Source organism: Streptomyces sp. NPDC059201 (assembly GCF_042754585.1).
In the GTDB taxonomy this organism is placed as follows: domain Bacteria; phylum Actinomycetota; class Actinomycetes; order Streptomycetales; family Streptomycetaceae; genus Streptomyces.
In genome coordinates, this window is record NZ_JBHZBB010000010.1 from 158,890 (window position 1) to 175,056 (window position 16,167).

Here is a 16,167-nt window from a genome sequence, read left to right on the forward strand (position 1 = left end):
ATGATGGGGTACTTTCCCGCCATGACGCTCCGTCCGCCGCCGACGTCCCCTCCCCCGCACCGGGTCGTGGCCCTGGTCCAGGCTCCGCAGCCGGCGTTCCCGCTGGCCTGCGCGAGCGAGGTGTTCGGCGACCACGGCCCGGTGGTGCCGCCCCGGTACGCGTTCGAGGTCTGCTCCGAGGTACCCGGGCCGGTCCGTACCGAGGCCGGCTACGACATGCTCGTCGCCTCGGGCCTCGAAGCGCTGGAGCGGGCCGACACCGTCCTGGTGCCCGGCCTCCAGCGGCCGCCGGGCACCGAGGTGTCCCCTGCCGTGGTCGAGGCCGTTCGCCGGGCGCACGCGCGCGGGGCGCGGGTCGTGGGCATCTGCGCGGGCGCGTTCGTGCTCGCGGCGGCCGGGCTGCTGGACGGGCGGCGGGCCGCCACCCACTGGGCGCGGGCCGCCGAACTGGCCTCGCGTTTCCCCCGGGTCCGGGTCGATCCGGCGGTGCTGTACGTGGACCACGGCGACGTCGCGACGAGCGCGGGCTCGGCGGCGGGCGTCGACCTGTGCCTGCATCTGGTGAGCGCCGATCACGGCGCCGCGTACGCGATGCGCATCGCCCGTCAGATGGTGACGTCGCCGCACCGGGAGGGCTGCCAGTTGCAGTACGCCGAGCTGCCGACGTCCGGGCCGGTCACCGACTCGCTGGCGCCGCTCCTGGAGTGGCTGGGCGAGCGGCTCGACGAACCGGTCAGCGTCGCCGACATGGCGGCCCGTTCGCGGGTGTCGGCGCGGACGCTGACCCGGCGGTTCACCGAACAGCTCGGCATCAGCCCGGGACGCTGGCTGCTGGACCGGCGGATCGCCGCGACCCGGGCGCTCCTGGAGGAGACGGACCTCCCGGTGGAGACGATCGCCCACCGCGTCGGCCTCTCCTCGGCCGTCAACCTCCGCCGCCGCTTCCACGAGGCGCTGCGCACCACACCGGCCGCCTACCGGCGCGCCTTCCGCGCGGAGAAGGCGGCCGGATAGCGAGGCGGCCGGATAGCGGAGGCGGCCGGATTGGTGGAGGAGGCCGGATAGGGGGAGGCAGGCCGGGCGGGGCTCAGTCCTGGTCGGCGACGAAGGACGCCATCCAGGTCAGGGCGGAGTTCCAGTTGATGGTGAGCTCGTTGGTGGACCAGGACTGGATGTCGTCGATGTAGCAGAACTGGCCGGTGCAGCCCTGGAGCTTCGCCTGCGCGAGCGGGTCCTGGATGCTGGAGTTCGGGCCGCCGGAGAGCGAACCGGCGGGCGGGCGGGGCAGCTTGGGGTCGAGCTGGTGGGCGTACCAGCGGCTGTGCTGGTTCTGGGCGCTGACCTCGCCGTAGCCGGTGACGTAGGAGAGGTTCAGGGCGTTGCGGCCGAGGACGTAGTCCATGCTCTGGGCGGCGCCGTCGCGGTACTTGGCGCTGCCCGTGAGGTCGTACGCGGTGGCCAGGACGACGGCGTTGTTGAGGATCTGGTGGGTGGAGCCCCAGTCGTATTTCTGTCCCGCGGGGGCGTACGGCATGCCGTAGGGGTGGGCCTTGAGCGTGGCCAGGTAGCGGTCGGCTCCGGCGCGGACCGAGCGGCGGACCTGGTCGCGGCCGGGGAGGCGGCTGGGGACGGTGGCGAGGTCGAGGCGGGCGGGGACGGCCGTGCTCGCCCAGTCGAAGCTGACGGGTCCGAAGAGGTCGGCGGTGTGGACGGGCGAGGCGAGGACGTGGTCCTTGAACTCCCGTTCGCCGGTGGTGAGGTAGAGCTCGGCGGCGGCCCAGTAGAACTCGTCGGCGACGTTCCGGTCGGCGTAGGTGCCGCCGCCGACGCCGTCGCTCTCGGAGGCGAGGACGTCGGGGTGGGCGAGGGCGGCGGCCCATGCCGTGCGGGCGGCGGCGAGCGCGGTGGCCGCGAACCGGGGGTCGTACTCCTCGTACAGGCGCGCCGCCTGGGCGGCGGTGGCGGCGAGGTTGAGGGTGGCGGCGGTGGTCGGCGGGTGGAGTTCGCGCTTCTGCGGGTCGTCGGCGGGCATCAGCGGCAGGCCGGTCCACTGCTCGTCGTGGATCTTGTGGTGGGCCATGCCGGCGAGCGGTTCGCCGTCCGGGACCTGCATCTTGAGGAGGAAGTCCAGCTCCCAGCGGGCCTCGTCGAGGAGGTCGGGGATGCCGTTGCCGCTCTCGGGGATGGCCAGGGCGCCGTCGCCGAGCTCCTCGGGGCTGCCGGTGCGGGCGTGCAGGGCGCGTTCGTAGGTGCTGAGGAGCTGCCAGACGGAGATGCCGCCGTTGACGACGTACTTGCCGTGGTCGCCGGCGTCGTACCAGCCGCCGGTCACGTCGAGCGCGTAGTCGCACTCGCCCGGCCGGCACGGGACCCGTACGTCGCCCTGGTTGGGGGCGGCGCCGGCGTGTCCGGCCGCGCGGCCGTACCCGGGACGCAGGTCGTCGCGGATGGCGACGCCGCTGCGCTGGGTGTAGTAGAACTTCGCGGCGTCCCGCCGCAGCCGGTCGTAGGCGGCGGTGCCGACGTCGAAGGGCCGGCTGGTCTCGCCGTCGGCGACGAGGGTGAAGCCCGTGCCGGGCGCGCGGTGTTGGCCGAAGTCGATCGAGTGGACGTTCTGCCCGGAGGAGGGGTCCACGCCGCGCGGGACGCTCCAGCCGTGCGCGACGACGGCGCCGGCCGCGTCCTTGAGCTGCCAGGGGAGCCTGGCGGTCGCCTCGGTCACGAGGGTCGCGTTCTTGGGGCCGCGGGGCAGGTAGGCGACCTGGTTGACGCGGACGCGGGGCCCGGTGTCCGGCTCGTACCTCTCCGGGGGCACCCCGCCGAGCAGCGAGACGTCGTCGAGGCAGAAGCGCCAGGGCTCGGCGGCGCCGCCGAGCTGGAAGGCGACCTGCCCCTGGGTGGTGTCGACCGGGGAGGCGAAGGTGTACGTGTAGGTGTCGCCGGAGACGCTGAGCTGCGGGACGACCTCGTGGTACGCGTCGTACGGGGCGACCTGGAGACCGACGACGGCGCGGACCGAGTGGCCCGCCGGGGTGCCGGTCGCCCGGAAGGCGATGCGGTACGTCTCCCCCGCGGCGAGCGTGAGGTCGTTCTGGCCCACCGCCGCGTCCCAGCGGTTCACGGTGCCGCCGGGCACGTCGGCGCAGAGTCCGCCGTCGGCCGGTCCGGCGGTGACACCGCTCGTCCACCAGGACTCGGTGCCCGCGTCGAAGGTGCCGTTCCTGACCTGCTCGACCTCGTCCGCCCCGGCCGGCCCCGCGGGCACCGCGGTCAGGCCCGCCGCCAGCAGGGCCGTCAGGGACAGGAGGGCGGTTCTGCGTCGGTTCACGTCCGGGCTCCTCATGGGTCCTCGGGGGGTTGGGCGCGCGAGCGATGGGAGCGCTCCCAAGCGGGCGGTGGACATCCTTGTAGCCGGAGCGCGGGGTCGTCAACGGCCTGGACAGGACCAGGCTCCCGCGGCGCGGTTACGGCCAATCGGAGAGAGGCGCTCCGGTCACGGGGTCGGCGGCGCCGCAAATGCCCGCGCCGACTGGGGTTTTGGAGCGCCGGCGGGCCGCGCTGTCGCACAGGCATCGCACGGGTGTCACACCCTCGTCACACCACTGTCGTCGCCCCATCGAACTCGCGTCCCCCGGCGTGGCCGGAATGCATGCGCTCCAACCCCGCGCGCCCGGACGGGCGTTGATCACACCCCTGTGACCTCACATACTGCGCTGACCGACCGCGGGCGCCTCTCGCGCCGCTGGCCGGAATCGACCACTCGACCTCATCCCAAGCTCCTGGGGGAGACTTGCGCGCACACGTGCACAGAGCACGCGCCCTCACGATCGCGACGGCCACCTCGGTGGCCCTGGTGGCGGGCATGACCGGCCCGGCCACGGCGATCGCGGCGAACACCCAGAACACACAGCAGTCCCAGAACACACAGCACTCCCAGAACTCACAGCACTCCCAGAACTCACAGAAGGCGCAGAAGGCGCAGCAGACGCAGAGGGGGATGCGAAGCCTCGGCGTCGACCAGCGGATCCCGCTCGTCACCGGTGACCACGTCGTGGTGGACGCCGGGGGACGGATGGTCCGCTTCGAGGCCGCGGCGGGCCGCGAGCGGATACCCGTCGAGGTCCGGCGCACCGGGGACCGCACCCTGGTGGTGCCGGGCGACGCCCAGCGCCTGATCGCCGAGGGCCGGCTCGACCAGCGCCTCTTCGACCTCGGCGTCCTCACCGACCCGCGGCTGCGGGCCCGCCACGGCTCGGCGCTCAAGCTGATCGTGCGGTACGAGGGCGGGGCCGCCGCCGCGCGGGCCCAGGTCCGTACGGCCGGGGGGACCGAGGTGCTGCGGACGTTCCCGTCCCTCGGCGCCGACGCGCTCCGCGCCGACCAGGACGACCTGGCCCGGGTGTGGGAGGCGCTGACCGACCGGCGGCAGAGCGGCGCGCGGGCCACCGCCGCCGGTGTCGCGAAGGTGTGGCTGGACGGGGTGCGCGGGGCGCGCCTGGACCGCAGCGTCCGGCAGATCGGCGCCGACAAGGTGTGGGAGGCGGGCTACGACGGCACCGGCGTGAAGATCGCCGTCCTCGACACCGGCGTCGACCGCACCCACGAGGACCTGAGGACGCGGGTCGTCGCGGAGCGGAACTTCTCCTCCTCCCCCGACGCGCTGGACCGCGTCGGCCACGGCACGCACGTCGCGTCCATCGCCGCCGGTACGGGCGCCGCCTCGGGCGGCCGGTACAAGGGGGTGGCGCCCGGCGCCGAGGTGATCAGCGGGAAGGTCCTCGACGACGAGGGGTACGGCGACGACTCCGCCGTCCTCGCGGGCATCGAGTGGGCGGCGGCCGAGGGCGCCGACGTCGTCAACCTCAGCCTCGGCAGCCCCGACAGCCCCGGCGTCGACCCGCTGGAGGCGGCGATCGACCGGCTCTCGGCCGAGAAGGGGATCCTGTTCGCGGTCGCCGCGGGCAACGAGGGCGAGGCCGGGGCCTCGACGGTCGGCTCGCCCGGCAGCGCGGACGCCGCGCTGACCGTCGGCGCCGTCGACCACGAGGACCGGCTCGCGCCCTTCTCCAGCACCGGCCCGCGGGTCGGCGACGGCGCCGTCAAGCCGGACGTGACCGCTCCCGGCGTCGCCATCACGGCGGCCGCCGCGCCCGGCAGCACCCTCGACACGCGCCCCGGCACCCCGCACCCGGCGCCGGGCTACCTCCAGATCGACGGCACCTCCATGGCCACCCCGCACGTGGCGGGCGCCGCCGCGCTCCTGAAGCAGCGGCACCCGCTGTGGAAGGCCGCCGAGCTGAAGGGCGCGCTGACCGGATCCGCGAAGGGCGGCGACGGCCTCACCGCGTACCAGCAGGGCACGGGCCGCGTGCGGGCCGACCGCGCGCTCGGCCAGACCGTCGTCGCCGCGTCCGGTGCGCTGAACTTCGGCACGGCCCTGTGGCCGCACGCCGACGACCGGCCGGTCACGCGGCAGGTCGTCTACCGCAACCTCGGGACGGCCGACGTCACCCTCGACCTGTCGGTGTCCACGCTTGACCCGGCGGGCAAGCCGGCCCCGGAGGGCTTCTTCACGCTCGGCTCCCCGAGGGTGACGGTGCCCGCGGGCGGGACGGCGGCGGTCGACCTCGTCGCCGACACCAGGATCGGCGACGCCGACGGCGCGTACTCCGGTTACGTCACCGCCACCGCCACCGCCACCGCCACCGCAGGAGAGGGTGGGGCCGGTGGGGTCGTCCGTTCCGCCGCCGTGGCCGTGCGGGAGGCGGAGTCGTACGACCTGACGGTCAGGACGCTCGGCCGGGACGGCGCGGACGCCGAGCACTTCGCCAACACGCTGGTCGGCACCGGCGGACCGGCGGCCGGATTCCAGGCGCGCGTCGACGACGAGCCGGGGAGCCACACGCTCCGCGTCCCCAAGGGGTCGTACTCGCTCAGCACGGCCGTCTACGAGGACCCCTCGGACTACACCAAGGGCACCGACTGGATCGCGCAGCCGAAGCTGGACGTCTCCGCCGACACCACCGTCACCGTCGACGCGCGCACGACGCGGCCCGTGGACCTGACCGTGCCGGGGATCGACCGGGCGGACTACGCGGGCACGTACTACGAGCTCGACACCGAGATCGGGCGGGTCGGCAACGGCTGGGTGCTGCGCGGCTTCACCGGCTTCCGCACCGCCCACCTCGGTCCGGCCGTCACCGACGGCTCGATGCTCCAGACCTGGGACGCGCACTTCCTCAAGGACGCCACCAGCCAGTACGCGGTGGCCTTCGGCGGGCGCACCGACACCCTCGCGACCGGCTACACCCGGCACGTGCGGGCCGGGGAGCTGGCCACCCTGAAGGTCGGCCTCGGGGCCTCCGCCGCGGGCAAGACCGCGCTGGCCTCCCCGTACGCCCACCTCCCCGGCGCCCCGGAGGGCAACGGCTTCTCCGCTCCGCAGCCGACGCCGGGCACCCGTACCTTCCACGTCTCGACCGCCGACGGCGTCTCGTGGCTGACCCGGTTCAACCAGCTCGGCGCGCTCGACGCGTGGGGCTACCCGGCCTTCGAGGGCAGCTACGAGATGGTTCGGCCGAAGCGGTACGAGGCGGGCCGGACGTACGGGGAGCGGTTCAACGCCGGCGTCTTCGGCCCGCTCCTGGGCGAGGGCATGGGCGTCTTCCGCACCGCGCCCGATCCGGCGACGGGCGAGCAGCGGCTCGTCGGCGCCGTGCCGCTCCTGGCCGACGCCAAGGGCCACGTCGGGAGCTCGCTGTTCTCGTCGGCGAGGTCGACGCTGTACCGCGACGGCGTGCGGGTCGCGGAGAACGACGATCCGCTGAGCGGTTCGGAGCCCTTCGCTGTCGACGGCGCCGACGCCCAGTACCGTCTGGTGACCTCGGCGGAGCGGCCTGCGGAGGTCGCCGGGGCGTCGACCCGGATCGACACGTCCTTCTCCTTCCGGTCGGGGGCGGTCACCGCCACCACGGCGCTGCCGGTGTCCACGGTCCGCTTCGCGCCGCCCGTCGACCTCGCCACGCGCGCCCCGGGGCGGACGTGGGTCTCGGTGCCCGTCACCGTGCAGGGCTCGGCGGCCGGTCGGAACCTCAAGTCACTGACGGTGAAGGCCAGTTACGACGAGGGGAAGACCTGGCAGACCGTGCAGGTCGCCGGCGGCCGGATGACCGTGAAGAACCCGGCGAAGGGCAGCGGCATCTCGCTCTCCGCCGAGGTCACGGACAAGCAGGGCAACACGTCGACGCTGTCGATCCGCGACGCGTGGTTCGGGAAGTGATGCCGATCCACTGAGGTCGTACCGATCTGTACCGGCGTCGCCATGTGGGGTGGTGGCGCCGGTTTTCGCGGCGTTCGGTGGTGTGGGTGACCTGGCGGCGGCCGCGGTGGGGCGGGCCGTCTGGGGACGGGGGCCCTCGGCGGGGACAGGGCGGGGGGCTAGAGTGGCGGCCCCATGAGCAGCGCGGCGCACAGAGACAACGATGTCCCCGGAGGGGGCCGGACCACGGCCCCACCTGTGGTCCGGCTGCGCCTGTTCGGGGGGTTCCGGGCGGAGCGGGACGGTGGGCCGCCGTTGCCGCCGCGCTGGTCGCGGCCGGGGGCGCAGATTCTGGTGAAGCTGCTCGCCGTCGCCCCGGGGCACCGGCTGCACCGGGAGCAGATTCAGGAGATGTGCTGGCCCGACGCGGCCGCCGGGGCCGCGACCAACAATCTGCGGGTGGCGCTGCACGCGGCCCGGCGCGCGCTGGAGCCGGAGCTCGCGCCGCGCGCCGCCTCGTCGTACCTGCTGTCGGAGGGGGCGCTGCTGAGCCTGCATCCCGAGCGGGTGGTGGTGGACGCCGACGAGGCGGAGGCGCGGTCGCTGGCGGCGCTCGCGGAGGGTGCGGAGGGGGCGCTGGAGTCGGCGCTGGCCGCGCACGCGGGCGAGTTCCTGCCCGAGGACCGGTACACGGAGTGGGCGGCGCCGAGGCGGGACCTGCTCGCGGGACTGCGGCTGCGGCTGCTGGTGGACCTGGCCGGGCTGCGGCTGGGGCGCGACGAGTTCGACGCGGCGGCGGACACCGCGCGGCTGGCGCTGGCGGTGTCGCCCGCCGAGGAGCGCGTCCACCAGCTGCTGATGTCGGCGCATCTGGGCCGGGGGCTGCGCGCGCAGGCCGTGCGGCAGTACGAGCTCTGCCGGGACGCGCTCGCGAAGGAGCTGAGCGTCGCGCCCTCGGCCGAGACGGAACGGCTCCGGGGGCTCGCGGTCGGTCCGCCCGCGCCCGTGGCACCCGTGGCAGCCGGTGGGCCGCCCCGGGCGCCCCATCTCCCGGCCGCCGCGCTCGCCGCCGCCCGTGAACCCCTTTACGGGCGCGACGCGTTGCTCGCGGAGCTGGTCGGCGAGGGCGGGCATCCGGTCGTCCTGGTCGGCGGCGAGGCCGGTCTCGGCAAGACGCGGCTCGTGGGGCACGCGGCCCGGCGGCTGGCCGAGCGGGGCGCGGTCGTGCTGTGGGGGGCGACGCACGACGCGGAGGGGCCGACGCCGTACGGGCCGTTCGTGGAGGCGCTGGACGACTGGCTCGCCGGGCGCCCGGCCGCCGAGCGGGCGCACTGGGCGGCCACCTGTCCCGAACTGGCGCCGCTGCTCTCGGCGTTGCGGACCTCGGCCCCCGCGCTGGTGCCCGCCCCGCGTCCCGCCGGGCCGCTCGGAGCGGGCGGCGCGGAGGGGGCGTACGCCGAGCGGCTGCGGCTCTTCCAGGGCGTGGAGCGGTTGCTGGGCGCGCTCGGCCGGGGCGACGGGGAAGGCGGGGACGGCGGTGGGGCCGGGGCGCTCGGGGAGGACGGCGGCGGGGTCGTCGTGGTCCTCGATGATCTGCACGCCGCCGACCCGGGCACCTTCCACCTCCTTGCGCGGCTCGCCCGGCGGGCGGCCGGTTCCGACCGCCTCCGCTGCCGCTTCCTGGTGACCTGGCGCGACGACGAGCCGTTCCCCGAGGACCACGCGGCCCGGCTCGACGACCTGGTCGGCGCCGGTCTGGCCCGCCGGGTCCCCGTCCCCCGCCTCTCCCGGGAGGACTCCGACGCCCTGGTCCTGGCCACCCTGGCCGCTCTCGGCCGCGCCCCCGCCGGGACGGCCCGGCTCGACGCCGTGTGGCGCCTGTCGCTCGGCAACCCCCTGTTCGCGGTGGAGCTGGCGAGCGCCCCGGAGCGGGCGGCGGACTCGGAGGCGTACCGGGAAGGGGATACGTACGCGGAAGGGGATACCTACGGGGAGGGGGGTCCGGACCCGGACGGCGGTACGTACCCGGGCGGGGAGCCGTACGCGGACGGCGAGGCGTATCCGGACGGCGAGGGGCCCGTCGTTCCGCCCGCCGGGGTGCGGCATCTGGTGGCGCGTCGGCTCGGCCGGATCGGGGCCGACGCGCGGCGGATGGCGGAGGTGGTGTCGGCGGCGGCCGGTACGGCTCCGCTGACGGAGGTGCTCGCCGTCGCCCGCGAGGGCCTGCATCCGCCGCTGTCGGACGCGGCGGCGAGCGCCGCGCTGGAGGAGGCCGTCGCCGCCGCGCTCCTGGCCGAGCAGCGGATCGTCGTCGGCGGGCGTGCCACGACCGGGCTCGCCTTCCGGCACCCGCTGATCCGGCGGACCTGTTACGGCCTGCTCGGCGGGCTGCGGGCGCGCCGCCTCCACGCCGCGTGGAGCGAGGCGCTGCTGCGCCACCGGCCCGACGACGTCGACGCGCTCGCCGGGCACCTGTGGCGGGCCGAGGACCCTCGGGCGGCGGGGCAGTTGCGGCGGGCGGCGGAGCGGGCGGCCGAGCTGTACGCGAACGAGGCGGCCGACGCGTACTACCGGCGGCTGCTCCCGCTGCTCGCCGGCTCCCCCGCCGAGGCGGCGGAGGCGGGCCTGGACCACGGGACGGTGCTGCACCGGATGTCCCGGTACCCGGAGGCGGCCGTGGTGCTGCGGGCGGCGCTCGCCGCGGCCCGCGCGGCGGACGCGCCGGACACGGTGGTGTCGACGGCCGCGCGGCTGGCCGAGGCGCTGATCCGGGCGGGCGGGGCCGCGGAGGCCGGACGGGTCCTCGACGCCTGCTCCCCCGGCGCCGGTACGGCCCCGGCGGCGGAGGCGGCGCACTGGCTGGCCCGGTCGGTGCTGCTCTTCGTGGAGGGCCGGCCGGCCGACGCGGTGGCGCCCGCGGCCGCGTCGGCGCGGGCCGCCGCCGGGCTGCCGGGACGGACCGGGGTACGGGCGCTGGCCCGCGCCCTGGTGCAGCAGGCGGCCTCGCTGGGCCTGGCCGACCGGCTCGCCGAGTCCGACGCGATCGCGCGGAAGGCGCTGGCTTACGCCTCCGAGGGCGATGCGCCGGGCGTGGAGGCGGTGGTCCTGTCGGTGCTGCGGGAGAACGCCCGCCGGTCGGGCCGGCTGGCCGAGGCGCTCGGCTTCGGGGAGGCGGCGGCGCGCCTGGCCGACCGGACGGGAAGCCCCGAGGCGCAGGCGTTCGAGCGGACCAACCTGGCGGAGCTCCACCTCCTGCTTGGCCGGCCCGCCGAGGCGGAGGAGCTGGCCCGGGCGGCCGAGCGGCTGGCCCGCGAACAGGCCGAGCGCACCCAGCCGTACGCGTGCGCCGTCCTGGCCCGGCTCCGCGCGGACGACGACCCGGGCGAGGCGCGGGAGCTGCTGGCGCGCGGCGAGGCGGTGGCGCTGCGGACCGGGGACCGGCAGGCGCTCGACGAGGTCCTGCTGGCCCGCGCCGAGCTGACCGCGCGCTCCGGCGCCCCCCACGCGGCCCTCGCCGACGTCGACCGAACGGCCCCCTCGTCACGCGCCGCGTGCCTGCGCGCCTGGGTCCTCGTCCTCGCGGGCCGCGCACCGGAGGCCGTCCCCCTGATGGAGCGAGAGGCCGCACGCGCGGAGGAGGCGGGCCGGCGCCTGGTCGCCGTGGAAGCGACGACGGTCCTCGCACTGGCCCTCGGCGCGACGGGCGCGACACCTCGCTCGGAGGCAGCCTTCGCCTCCGCCCACCGCGCGGCGAAAGCCCTCCCCTACCCCCTGGGCCTCCACCGCATCGCGGCGGCCCGAGCGGACCTGACCGCCGCGGCTGCGGCCGCCCGGCCCGGTCCGGGCGGGGTGCGCTAGCTACGGCCGCTCAGGGGCGGCGTACGCCTCCGCCCACCGGGCGGCGACAGCCCACCCCTACCTCCTCGGCCTGCACCGCATCGCGGCGGCCCGGGGCGGACCTGGCCACGGCGGCGGCCGGCCGGCCCGGTCCCAACGGCGCGCCCTAGCTACGACCCGCTCGGAGGCCGCCTTCGCCTCAGCCCACCAGGCTGCAACGGCCTTCCCGCACCCCCTGGGCCTCCACCGCATCGCGGCGGCGCGGGCGGACCCGGCCGCGGCGGCTGCGGCCGCCCGGCCCGGTCCGGATGGGGCGCCCTAGCTACGGCCGCTCGGGGGCGGCGTGCGCCTCCGCCCACCGGGCGGCAACGGCCCTCTCGTACCCCCTGGGCCTCCGGCCCGGGCGGACTTGGCCGCCGCTTCGGCGGCCCCCCGGCCCGCTCCTGACGGCGCGCCCTAGCTACGGCCGCTCGGGGGCGGCCTTCGCCTCCCCCCGTACCCTCTCGGCCTCCACCGCATCGCGGCGGCCCGGTCCGGGTGGGGTGTGCTAGCTCTCGCGGCGGCGGACCATTTCGGTGATCCAGGTGGGGGCGTAGGGGGAGGTGCAGCCTTTGGGGGTGGGGTAGTCCTTGAGGACCTCCAGGCGTTCGCCGATGGCTAGGGACCGGGCGCGGTGGGCGGGGTGTTCGATGCCGATCTGGGCGAGGCAGTGGTTCATCGCCCACTGGAGCCGGTCGGGGGCGTCCTTCATCTCCGCCTCCACCGTGTCGAGGAGGGCGTCGAGGGCGAGGCCGTCGGGCCGCTTCGCGACGCGCTCGGTGGTGAGCGCCCAGCCGGCGCTCGCCACGACCGGGTCGGGGTCGGCGAGCCAGAGAAGGCGCAGCTCCTCGGCGTGGGGGTTCTTCTTCACCACGTAGTTCACGAGCCAGTCGTGGACCTTGGGGGCGCGGGCCTCGCGCAGCATCGCGTCGAGTTCGTCGCGCCCGAACTCCTTGGGGCGGCAGACGAGCGTGGCGAGGAGGCGGGCGGCGGTGTCGCCGGTGGCCCACAGGTCGCGCGCCAGCTCGTGGCGGGTCTTGAGCCGCTTGGCGATCGCGCGCAGCTCGGTGAGGTTGACGCCGTGGTCGTCGCCGCGCCGTTCGTTGACCTCGCGCATCCGGGGGTCCTCCAGCGCGGCCAGCTCGGCCAGCAGCTCGTCGACCGTCGCCCCGATAGCCCCGGCCTCGCCGGTCGTGCCCTTCGCCGTCCCGGCCATCCGGTCCTCCTGTCCCTCGCGTGCGGCCTTCAGCCTACGGGGGATGCGGGGGGAGCGGACGGGGTGGAGGATCGGTGGGGCGGTGGGGCCCCTTCACCGTCCGCCGCCCCTTTGCTTCCCATGAAAAGGCCGTCGCCCATGGAACTCCGCGATCCGAGGCTCTCCGACCGCCCCGCCGACGCCCTCCGCGTGGCGCCATGAGCGACGGGACGGACCGGGGCGGGTACGGCGAGGCCGTGTTCCGGCCCGAGATGGCGGGTGAGGGTGCGCGGATCGACTACGGGGCGCTCGCCTACGACGACCTCACCCTGGCGCGGCTGCGGGCGCTCGGCGCGGGGCCGGGGTGGCTCTGCCTCGACGTCGGGGCCGGTACGGGCACGGTGTCGCGGCGGCTGCTCGCGGAGGCGGGGGTGGCGGGGGTGCTGGCGGTCGACCGCGACGTGCGGTTCCTCGCCGGGCGTCCCGTGGCGGGGCTCCGGCTGCTTGAGGCCGACGTCACCGCCCCGGACTTCTCCCCCGGCCGGTTCCGGCTGGTGCACGCGCGGTTCGTGCTGATGCACCTCCCGGAGCGGGAGCGGCTGGTCGCGCGGCTGGCGGAGCTGGTCGAGCCCGGTGGGGTGCTGGTGCTGAGCGACGCCGTCGACCTGACGAGCGACGTGGCGCCCGGGACGCCGTACACGCGGGCGATGCGGGCGATGTGGCGGGGGCTGCGGGAGTCCATCGGCACCGACGTGTCCTGGGTGCCGTCGTATCCGGCCATGCTGCGCGCGGCGGGGCTGCGGCGGGTGGGCGCCGAGATCCATGTGCCGCCGCTGGTGCCGGGCGGCCCGCTCAGCCGGTTCTGGGCCGACACCTGGGAGCGGAGCAGGGCCGCGATGCTGGCCACGGGACTGGTCGACGACGCGGCCCTCGACGAGGCGGTGCGCTATCTGGAGTCGGAGGAGTGCGCGGCGCTGTCGGCCGGGATGCTGACCGTGTGGGGCCGGCGCCCCGACGCGCCCTAGAAGTCTCCTCGGGTTCAGGCGAGGGCGGTGACCAGCAGCGTGAACGCCGCGATGATGACGGCCACGCGGACGTAGTGGTAGCGGTCCCAGCGGTTCTTCTGCTCCTTCCAGTCCGCGGGGCGGTTCTCCGGGGTCCAGGTCTTGCCCCGGTTGTTGATCGGGACGAGCAGCAGGACCGACATGATCACGCTCACGATCAGCAGCGCGCCGGCGGTGACGACGAGTCCGGTGCCCTCGTGGCCCCAGCCGGTGGCGGCCCAGACCGCCACGAGGACGAGCGAGCCGATGTACCAGACGGGCATCACGGCGCCGAGCATCCGGCCCCCGTGGGCGCGGCCGAGTATGCCGCTGTCCTCCGGGAGGGCGTTGAGGATCGGGTTGATGACGAAGGCGACGGAGAACTCCACCCCCACCATCAGGCCGACGGCCACGGTGGTGAAGATCTCGAGTGCGTTGAGCATGATGACCCCTCCTGGGAACTAGCGGCGCTAGCTGTTGAGGCAACGCTAGTACTGCTGCCGCTTGATTGTCTAGCGGTGCTAGAATCCGAGCCATGTCGGTACAGGAACGCAAGGAACGGGAGCGCGCGGTCCGCGAGCGCCTCATCGTCGCGACGGCCCGCGAACTCGCCGAGCAACAGGGCTGGGACGCGGTCACCACCCGCCGGCTCGCCGAGCGCATCGAGTACAGCCAGCCCGTCCTCTACAGCCATTTCCGCGGCAAGCGCGAGATCATCGGCGCCGTGGCCCTGGAGGGTGCCGCCGAGATGGCGGTGGCGCTGCGGGCCGCGACGGCCGCCGCGTCGTCCGGCGCGCCCTCCGCCGCGGCCTCGGCTTCGGCTGCTTCGGCTTCGGCTTCGGCTTCGGAGGGGCGGCGCGCCCGGGTCGGCGCCCTCGCCCGCGCCTACCTCGCCTTCGCCGAGCGGCATCCGGCGGTCTACGACGCCATGTTCCAGCTCGACGGGGGCCTGTTGTTCGCGGACGCGGAGACCCCCGAGCCGCTGAAGGACGCCTTCGCCGCCCTGCTGGAGACGCTCGGCGAGGTCGCCGGGGAGGACGTCCACCCGGGGCTGTTCACCGAGGTGTTCTGGGCGGCCCTGCACGGTCTGGCGACCCTCACCCGGGCGGGGCGGCTGCCCGCGGCGGAGGCCGAGCGGCGAGCCGAGCTGGTGGTGGACCGGCTCGCCGTACTCTGACTCGACGCCCTAGGAGGGCGTACCGGCTCCCCTGCCTTCCCCCGCGCCGGTACGTCGCAGCAGGTACGCGGCGGCCGAGGCGACGAGCACCAGCATGCAGGCGATGAAGACCAGGCCGGCGCCCTCCAGGCCGAGGGGGTCGGCCAGCAGGCCCACGCCGATCACCGGGATCGAGATGCCGGTGTACGCGACGACGAAGAGCGACGAGATGACGGCGGCCCGCCGGTCGGGCGGCGAGGCCGCGGCGACGGCCGAGAGCGCCGCGCGGAACGCGAGGCCCTGCCCGGCGCCGCCCACGAGGGCGGAGAGGACCACGAAGACGAGCTGGTCCGTGGCGAGGGCGACGGCGAGCAGCACCAGGCCCGCGAACAGCACCGCGCAGCCCAGCGGGAGCGAGCGGGTCGGGCCCACGCGCCCGGCGGCGACCTGCCCGGCGGTGGAGGCGAAGAAGGCGAGGGCGACGACCAGGCCGCTGACGGCGTGGTTGTCGACGTGCAGGTAGCGGGCGAGGAAGGCGGGGCTGACGGAGGTGAAGACGCCGAAGAGGGCGAAGCCCACGAAGGACGCGACGGCCGCCGGGACGAACACGGCCCTCACGCGGGCCGGCAGGGCCGGCTTCCGGGGCCGTACGGCGCTGAGGGGCCGGGGTTCCGCCACCGTCTCGGGCAGCCACTGGAGGACCAGGGCCGAGAGCGCGACGAGGGCGAGGTGGACGGCGAAGGGCAGCAGCAGCGGCTCGGGCGCGTACTCGGCGAGCAGCCCGGCGAGGAGCGGGCCGCACCCGAGGCCGCCCATGTTCGCGGCGGTCGCGACGAGGGTGGCGCGGGCCGTGCCGCCGGGCGGCGCCAGCTCCATGACGTACGCGGTGGCGGCCCCGGTGAAGAGGCCCGCGGAGAGGCCGGACAGCAGCCGGCCCGCGTACAGCCAGCCCAGGGCGTCGGCGCACAGGAAGCAGACGGCGCTCGCCGCCGCGAAGGCGAGTCCCCAGCGCAGGGTGGGGCGCCTGCCGATGGTGTCGGAGGCGTTGCCCGCGAGGAGCAGCACGCCGATGACACCGAAGGCGTACACGGCGTACACCACGGTGACGGTGAGTTCGGAGAAGCCGAACTTCTCCTGGTAGAGGGGGTACAGCGGGGTCGGGAGCGTGGTGCCGGCCATGCACACCACGAACACCGCTCCGCCGAGCAGACACCGCAGCCACCCGCGTCGATCACCGGCCATACCGGCGACCGTAACCCGCGCGCCCGCTCCGCCCGCGGCAGCGCGGCGGACCGGCCACACCTCCGGCCGTCAGAGCCCCTTCCGAGGTCCCTTGGGGGCGCGATCGGTCAGTCGCCGGGCACCCAGTAGTTGTGGACGGACACCACGCGGGGCATCGGCTGGTCGTCCCAGCCGAGCTCCGCCGCGATCGGCATCATCTTCTCCGCGAAGGTCTTCATCTGCGCTTCGCTCGCCCAGATGTCGAAGATCTCCAGGCCGTCGTCGGTGGGCACGCAGGCGTGCGAGAGGCACCCGTCGAACATCCCGGGGACCGACTGGAGCTTGTCGTTGAGCGTGTCGTACTGGTCCGTGGTGACTCCGCCGAGGGCGGCGTGGACGAGGATCGCCATGATCCCTC

General features: G+C 75.5%; 10 protein-coding genes. 5 read left to right on the plus strand and 5 right to left on the minus strand.

Annotated features, from left to right (window positions below):
• Positions 1–21 precede the first annotated feature (21 nt).
• On the plus strand, positions 22–1,014 hold the full coding sequence (locus ACFXMG_RS28815; protein ID WP_383824855.1) for a GlxA family transcriptional regulator: 993 nt from the start codon (positions 22–24) through the stop codon (positions 1,012–1,014).
• Positions 1,015–1,087: 73 nt separating this feature from the next.
• Here the strand turns inward: ACFXMG_RS28815 and ACFXMG_RS28820 are convergent, their stop codons facing one another.
• A complete protein-coding gene (locus tag ACFXMG_RS28820; RefSeq protein ID WP_383824858.1) occupies positions 1,088–3,328 on the minus strand; it encodes a glycoside hydrolase family 9 protein in 2,241 nt (746 codons plus the stop codon).
• A gap of 474 nt (positions 3,329–3,802) precedes the next feature.
• Here ACFXMG_RS28820 and ACFXMG_RS28825 point away from each other — a divergent pair, with 474 nt between their 5' ends.
• Both ACFXMG_RS28825 and ACFXMG_RS28830 read left to right on the plus strand, forming a co-directional pair.
• The gene (locus ACFXMG_RS28825; protein WP_383824861.1) at positions 3,803–7,279 is read left to right on the plus strand and encodes a S8 family serine peptidase; all 3,477 of its coding nucleotides are present in this window, start codon (positions 3,803–3,805) and stop codon (positions 7,277–7,279) included.
• A gap of 333 nt (positions 7,280–7,612) precedes the next feature.
• Positions 7,613–11,116 (plus strand): AAA family ATPase, encoded by a 3,504-nt coding sequence (locus ACFXMG_RS28830; RefSeq protein ID WP_383824864.1) that lies wholly within the window; start codon positions 7,613–7,615, stop codon positions 11,114–11,116.
• 526 nt (positions 11,117–11,642) lie between these two features.
• Here ACFXMG_RS28830 and ACFXMG_RS28835 read toward each other — a convergent pair.
• Entirely contained in the window at positions 11,643–12,350 is a 708-nt protein-coding gene (locus ACFXMG_RS28835; protein ID WP_383824868.1) for a DNA alkylation repair protein, read from the minus strand.
• 197 nt (positions 12,351–12,547) lie between these two features.
• On the opposite strand from ACFXMG_RS28835, the gene ACFXMG_RS28840 reads away from it, so the two are divergent.
• On the plus strand, positions 12,548–13,354 hold the full coding sequence (locus tag ACFXMG_RS28840) for a class I SAM-dependent methyltransferase (RefSeq protein ID WP_383824871.1): 807 nt from the start codon (positions 12,548–12,550) through the stop codon (positions 13,352–13,354).
• A gap of 14 nt (positions 13,355–13,368) precedes the next feature.
• Here the strand turns inward: ACFXMG_RS28840 and ACFXMG_RS28845 are convergent, their stop codons facing one another.
• Positions 13,369–13,815 carry an anthrone oxygenase family protein gene (locus ACFXMG_RS28845; RefSeq protein WP_383824874.1) on the minus strand — a complete coding sequence of 149 codons (447 nt, stop codon included), beginning with the start codon at positions 13,813–13,815 and terminating at the stop codon, positions 13,369–13,371.
• 92 nt (positions 13,816–13,907) lie between these two features.
• Here ACFXMG_RS28845 and ACFXMG_RS28850 point away from each other — a divergent pair, with 92 nt between their 5' ends.
• Positions 13,908–14,549 carry a TetR/AcrR family transcriptional regulator gene (locus ACFXMG_RS28850; RefSeq protein ID WP_383824877.1) on the plus strand — a complete coding sequence of 214 codons (642 nt, stop codon included), beginning with the start codon at positions 13,908–13,910 and terminating at the stop codon, positions 14,547–14,549.
• Between the two features lie 9 nt (positions 14,550–14,558).
• Here the strand turns inward: ACFXMG_RS28850 and ACFXMG_RS28855 are convergent, their stop codons facing one another.
• On the minus strand, positions 14,559–15,770 hold the full coding sequence (locus ACFXMG_RS28855; RefSeq protein ID WP_383824880.1) for an MFS transporter: 1,212 nt from the start codon (positions 15,768–15,770) through the stop codon (positions 14,559–14,561).
• Between the two features lie 107 nt (positions 15,771–15,877).
• The gene (locus tag ACFXMG_RS28860; RefSeq protein ID WP_383824882.1) at positions 15,878–16,159 is read right to left on the minus strand and encodes a hypothetical protein; all 282 of its coding nucleotides are present in this window, start codon (positions 16,157–16,159) and stop codon (positions 15,878–15,880) included.
• Positions 16,160–16,167: the final 8 nt, after the last annotated feature.

What these genes read in the sequence shown, in the direction of transcription:
- ACFXMG_RS28845 (WP_383824874.1), bottom strand. Translation starts at nt 13,815, where the DNA reads ATGCTCAACGCACTCGAGATCTTCACCACCGTGGCCGTCGGCCTGATG.
- ACFXMG_RS28815 (WP_383824855.1), top strand. Translation starts at nt 22, where the DNA reads ATGACGCTCCGTCCGCCGCCGACGTCCCCTCCCCCGCACCGGGTCGTG.
- ACFXMG_RS28840 (WP_383824871.1), top strand. Translation starts at nt 12,548, where the DNA reads ATGAGCGACGGGACGGACCGGGGCGGGTACGGCGAGGCCGTGTTCCGG.
- ACFXMG_RS28835 (WP_383824868.1), bottom strand. Translation starts at nt 12,350, where the DNA reads ATGGCCGGGACGGCGAAGGGCACGACCGGCGAGGCCGGGGCTATCGGG.
- ACFXMG_RS28855 (WP_383824880.1), bottom strand. Translation starts at nt 15,770, where the DNA reads ATGGCCGGTGATCGACGCGGGTGGCTGCGGTGTCTGCTCGGCGGAGCG.
- ACFXMG_RS28850 (WP_383824877.1), top strand. Translation starts at nt 13,908, where the DNA reads ATGTCGGTACAGGAACGCAAGGAACGGGAGCGCGCGGTCCGCGAGCGC.
- ACFXMG_RS28860 (WP_383824882.1), bottom strand. Translation starts at nt 16,159, where the DNA reads ATGGCGATCCTCGTCCACGCCGCCCTCGGCGGAGTCACCACGGACCAG.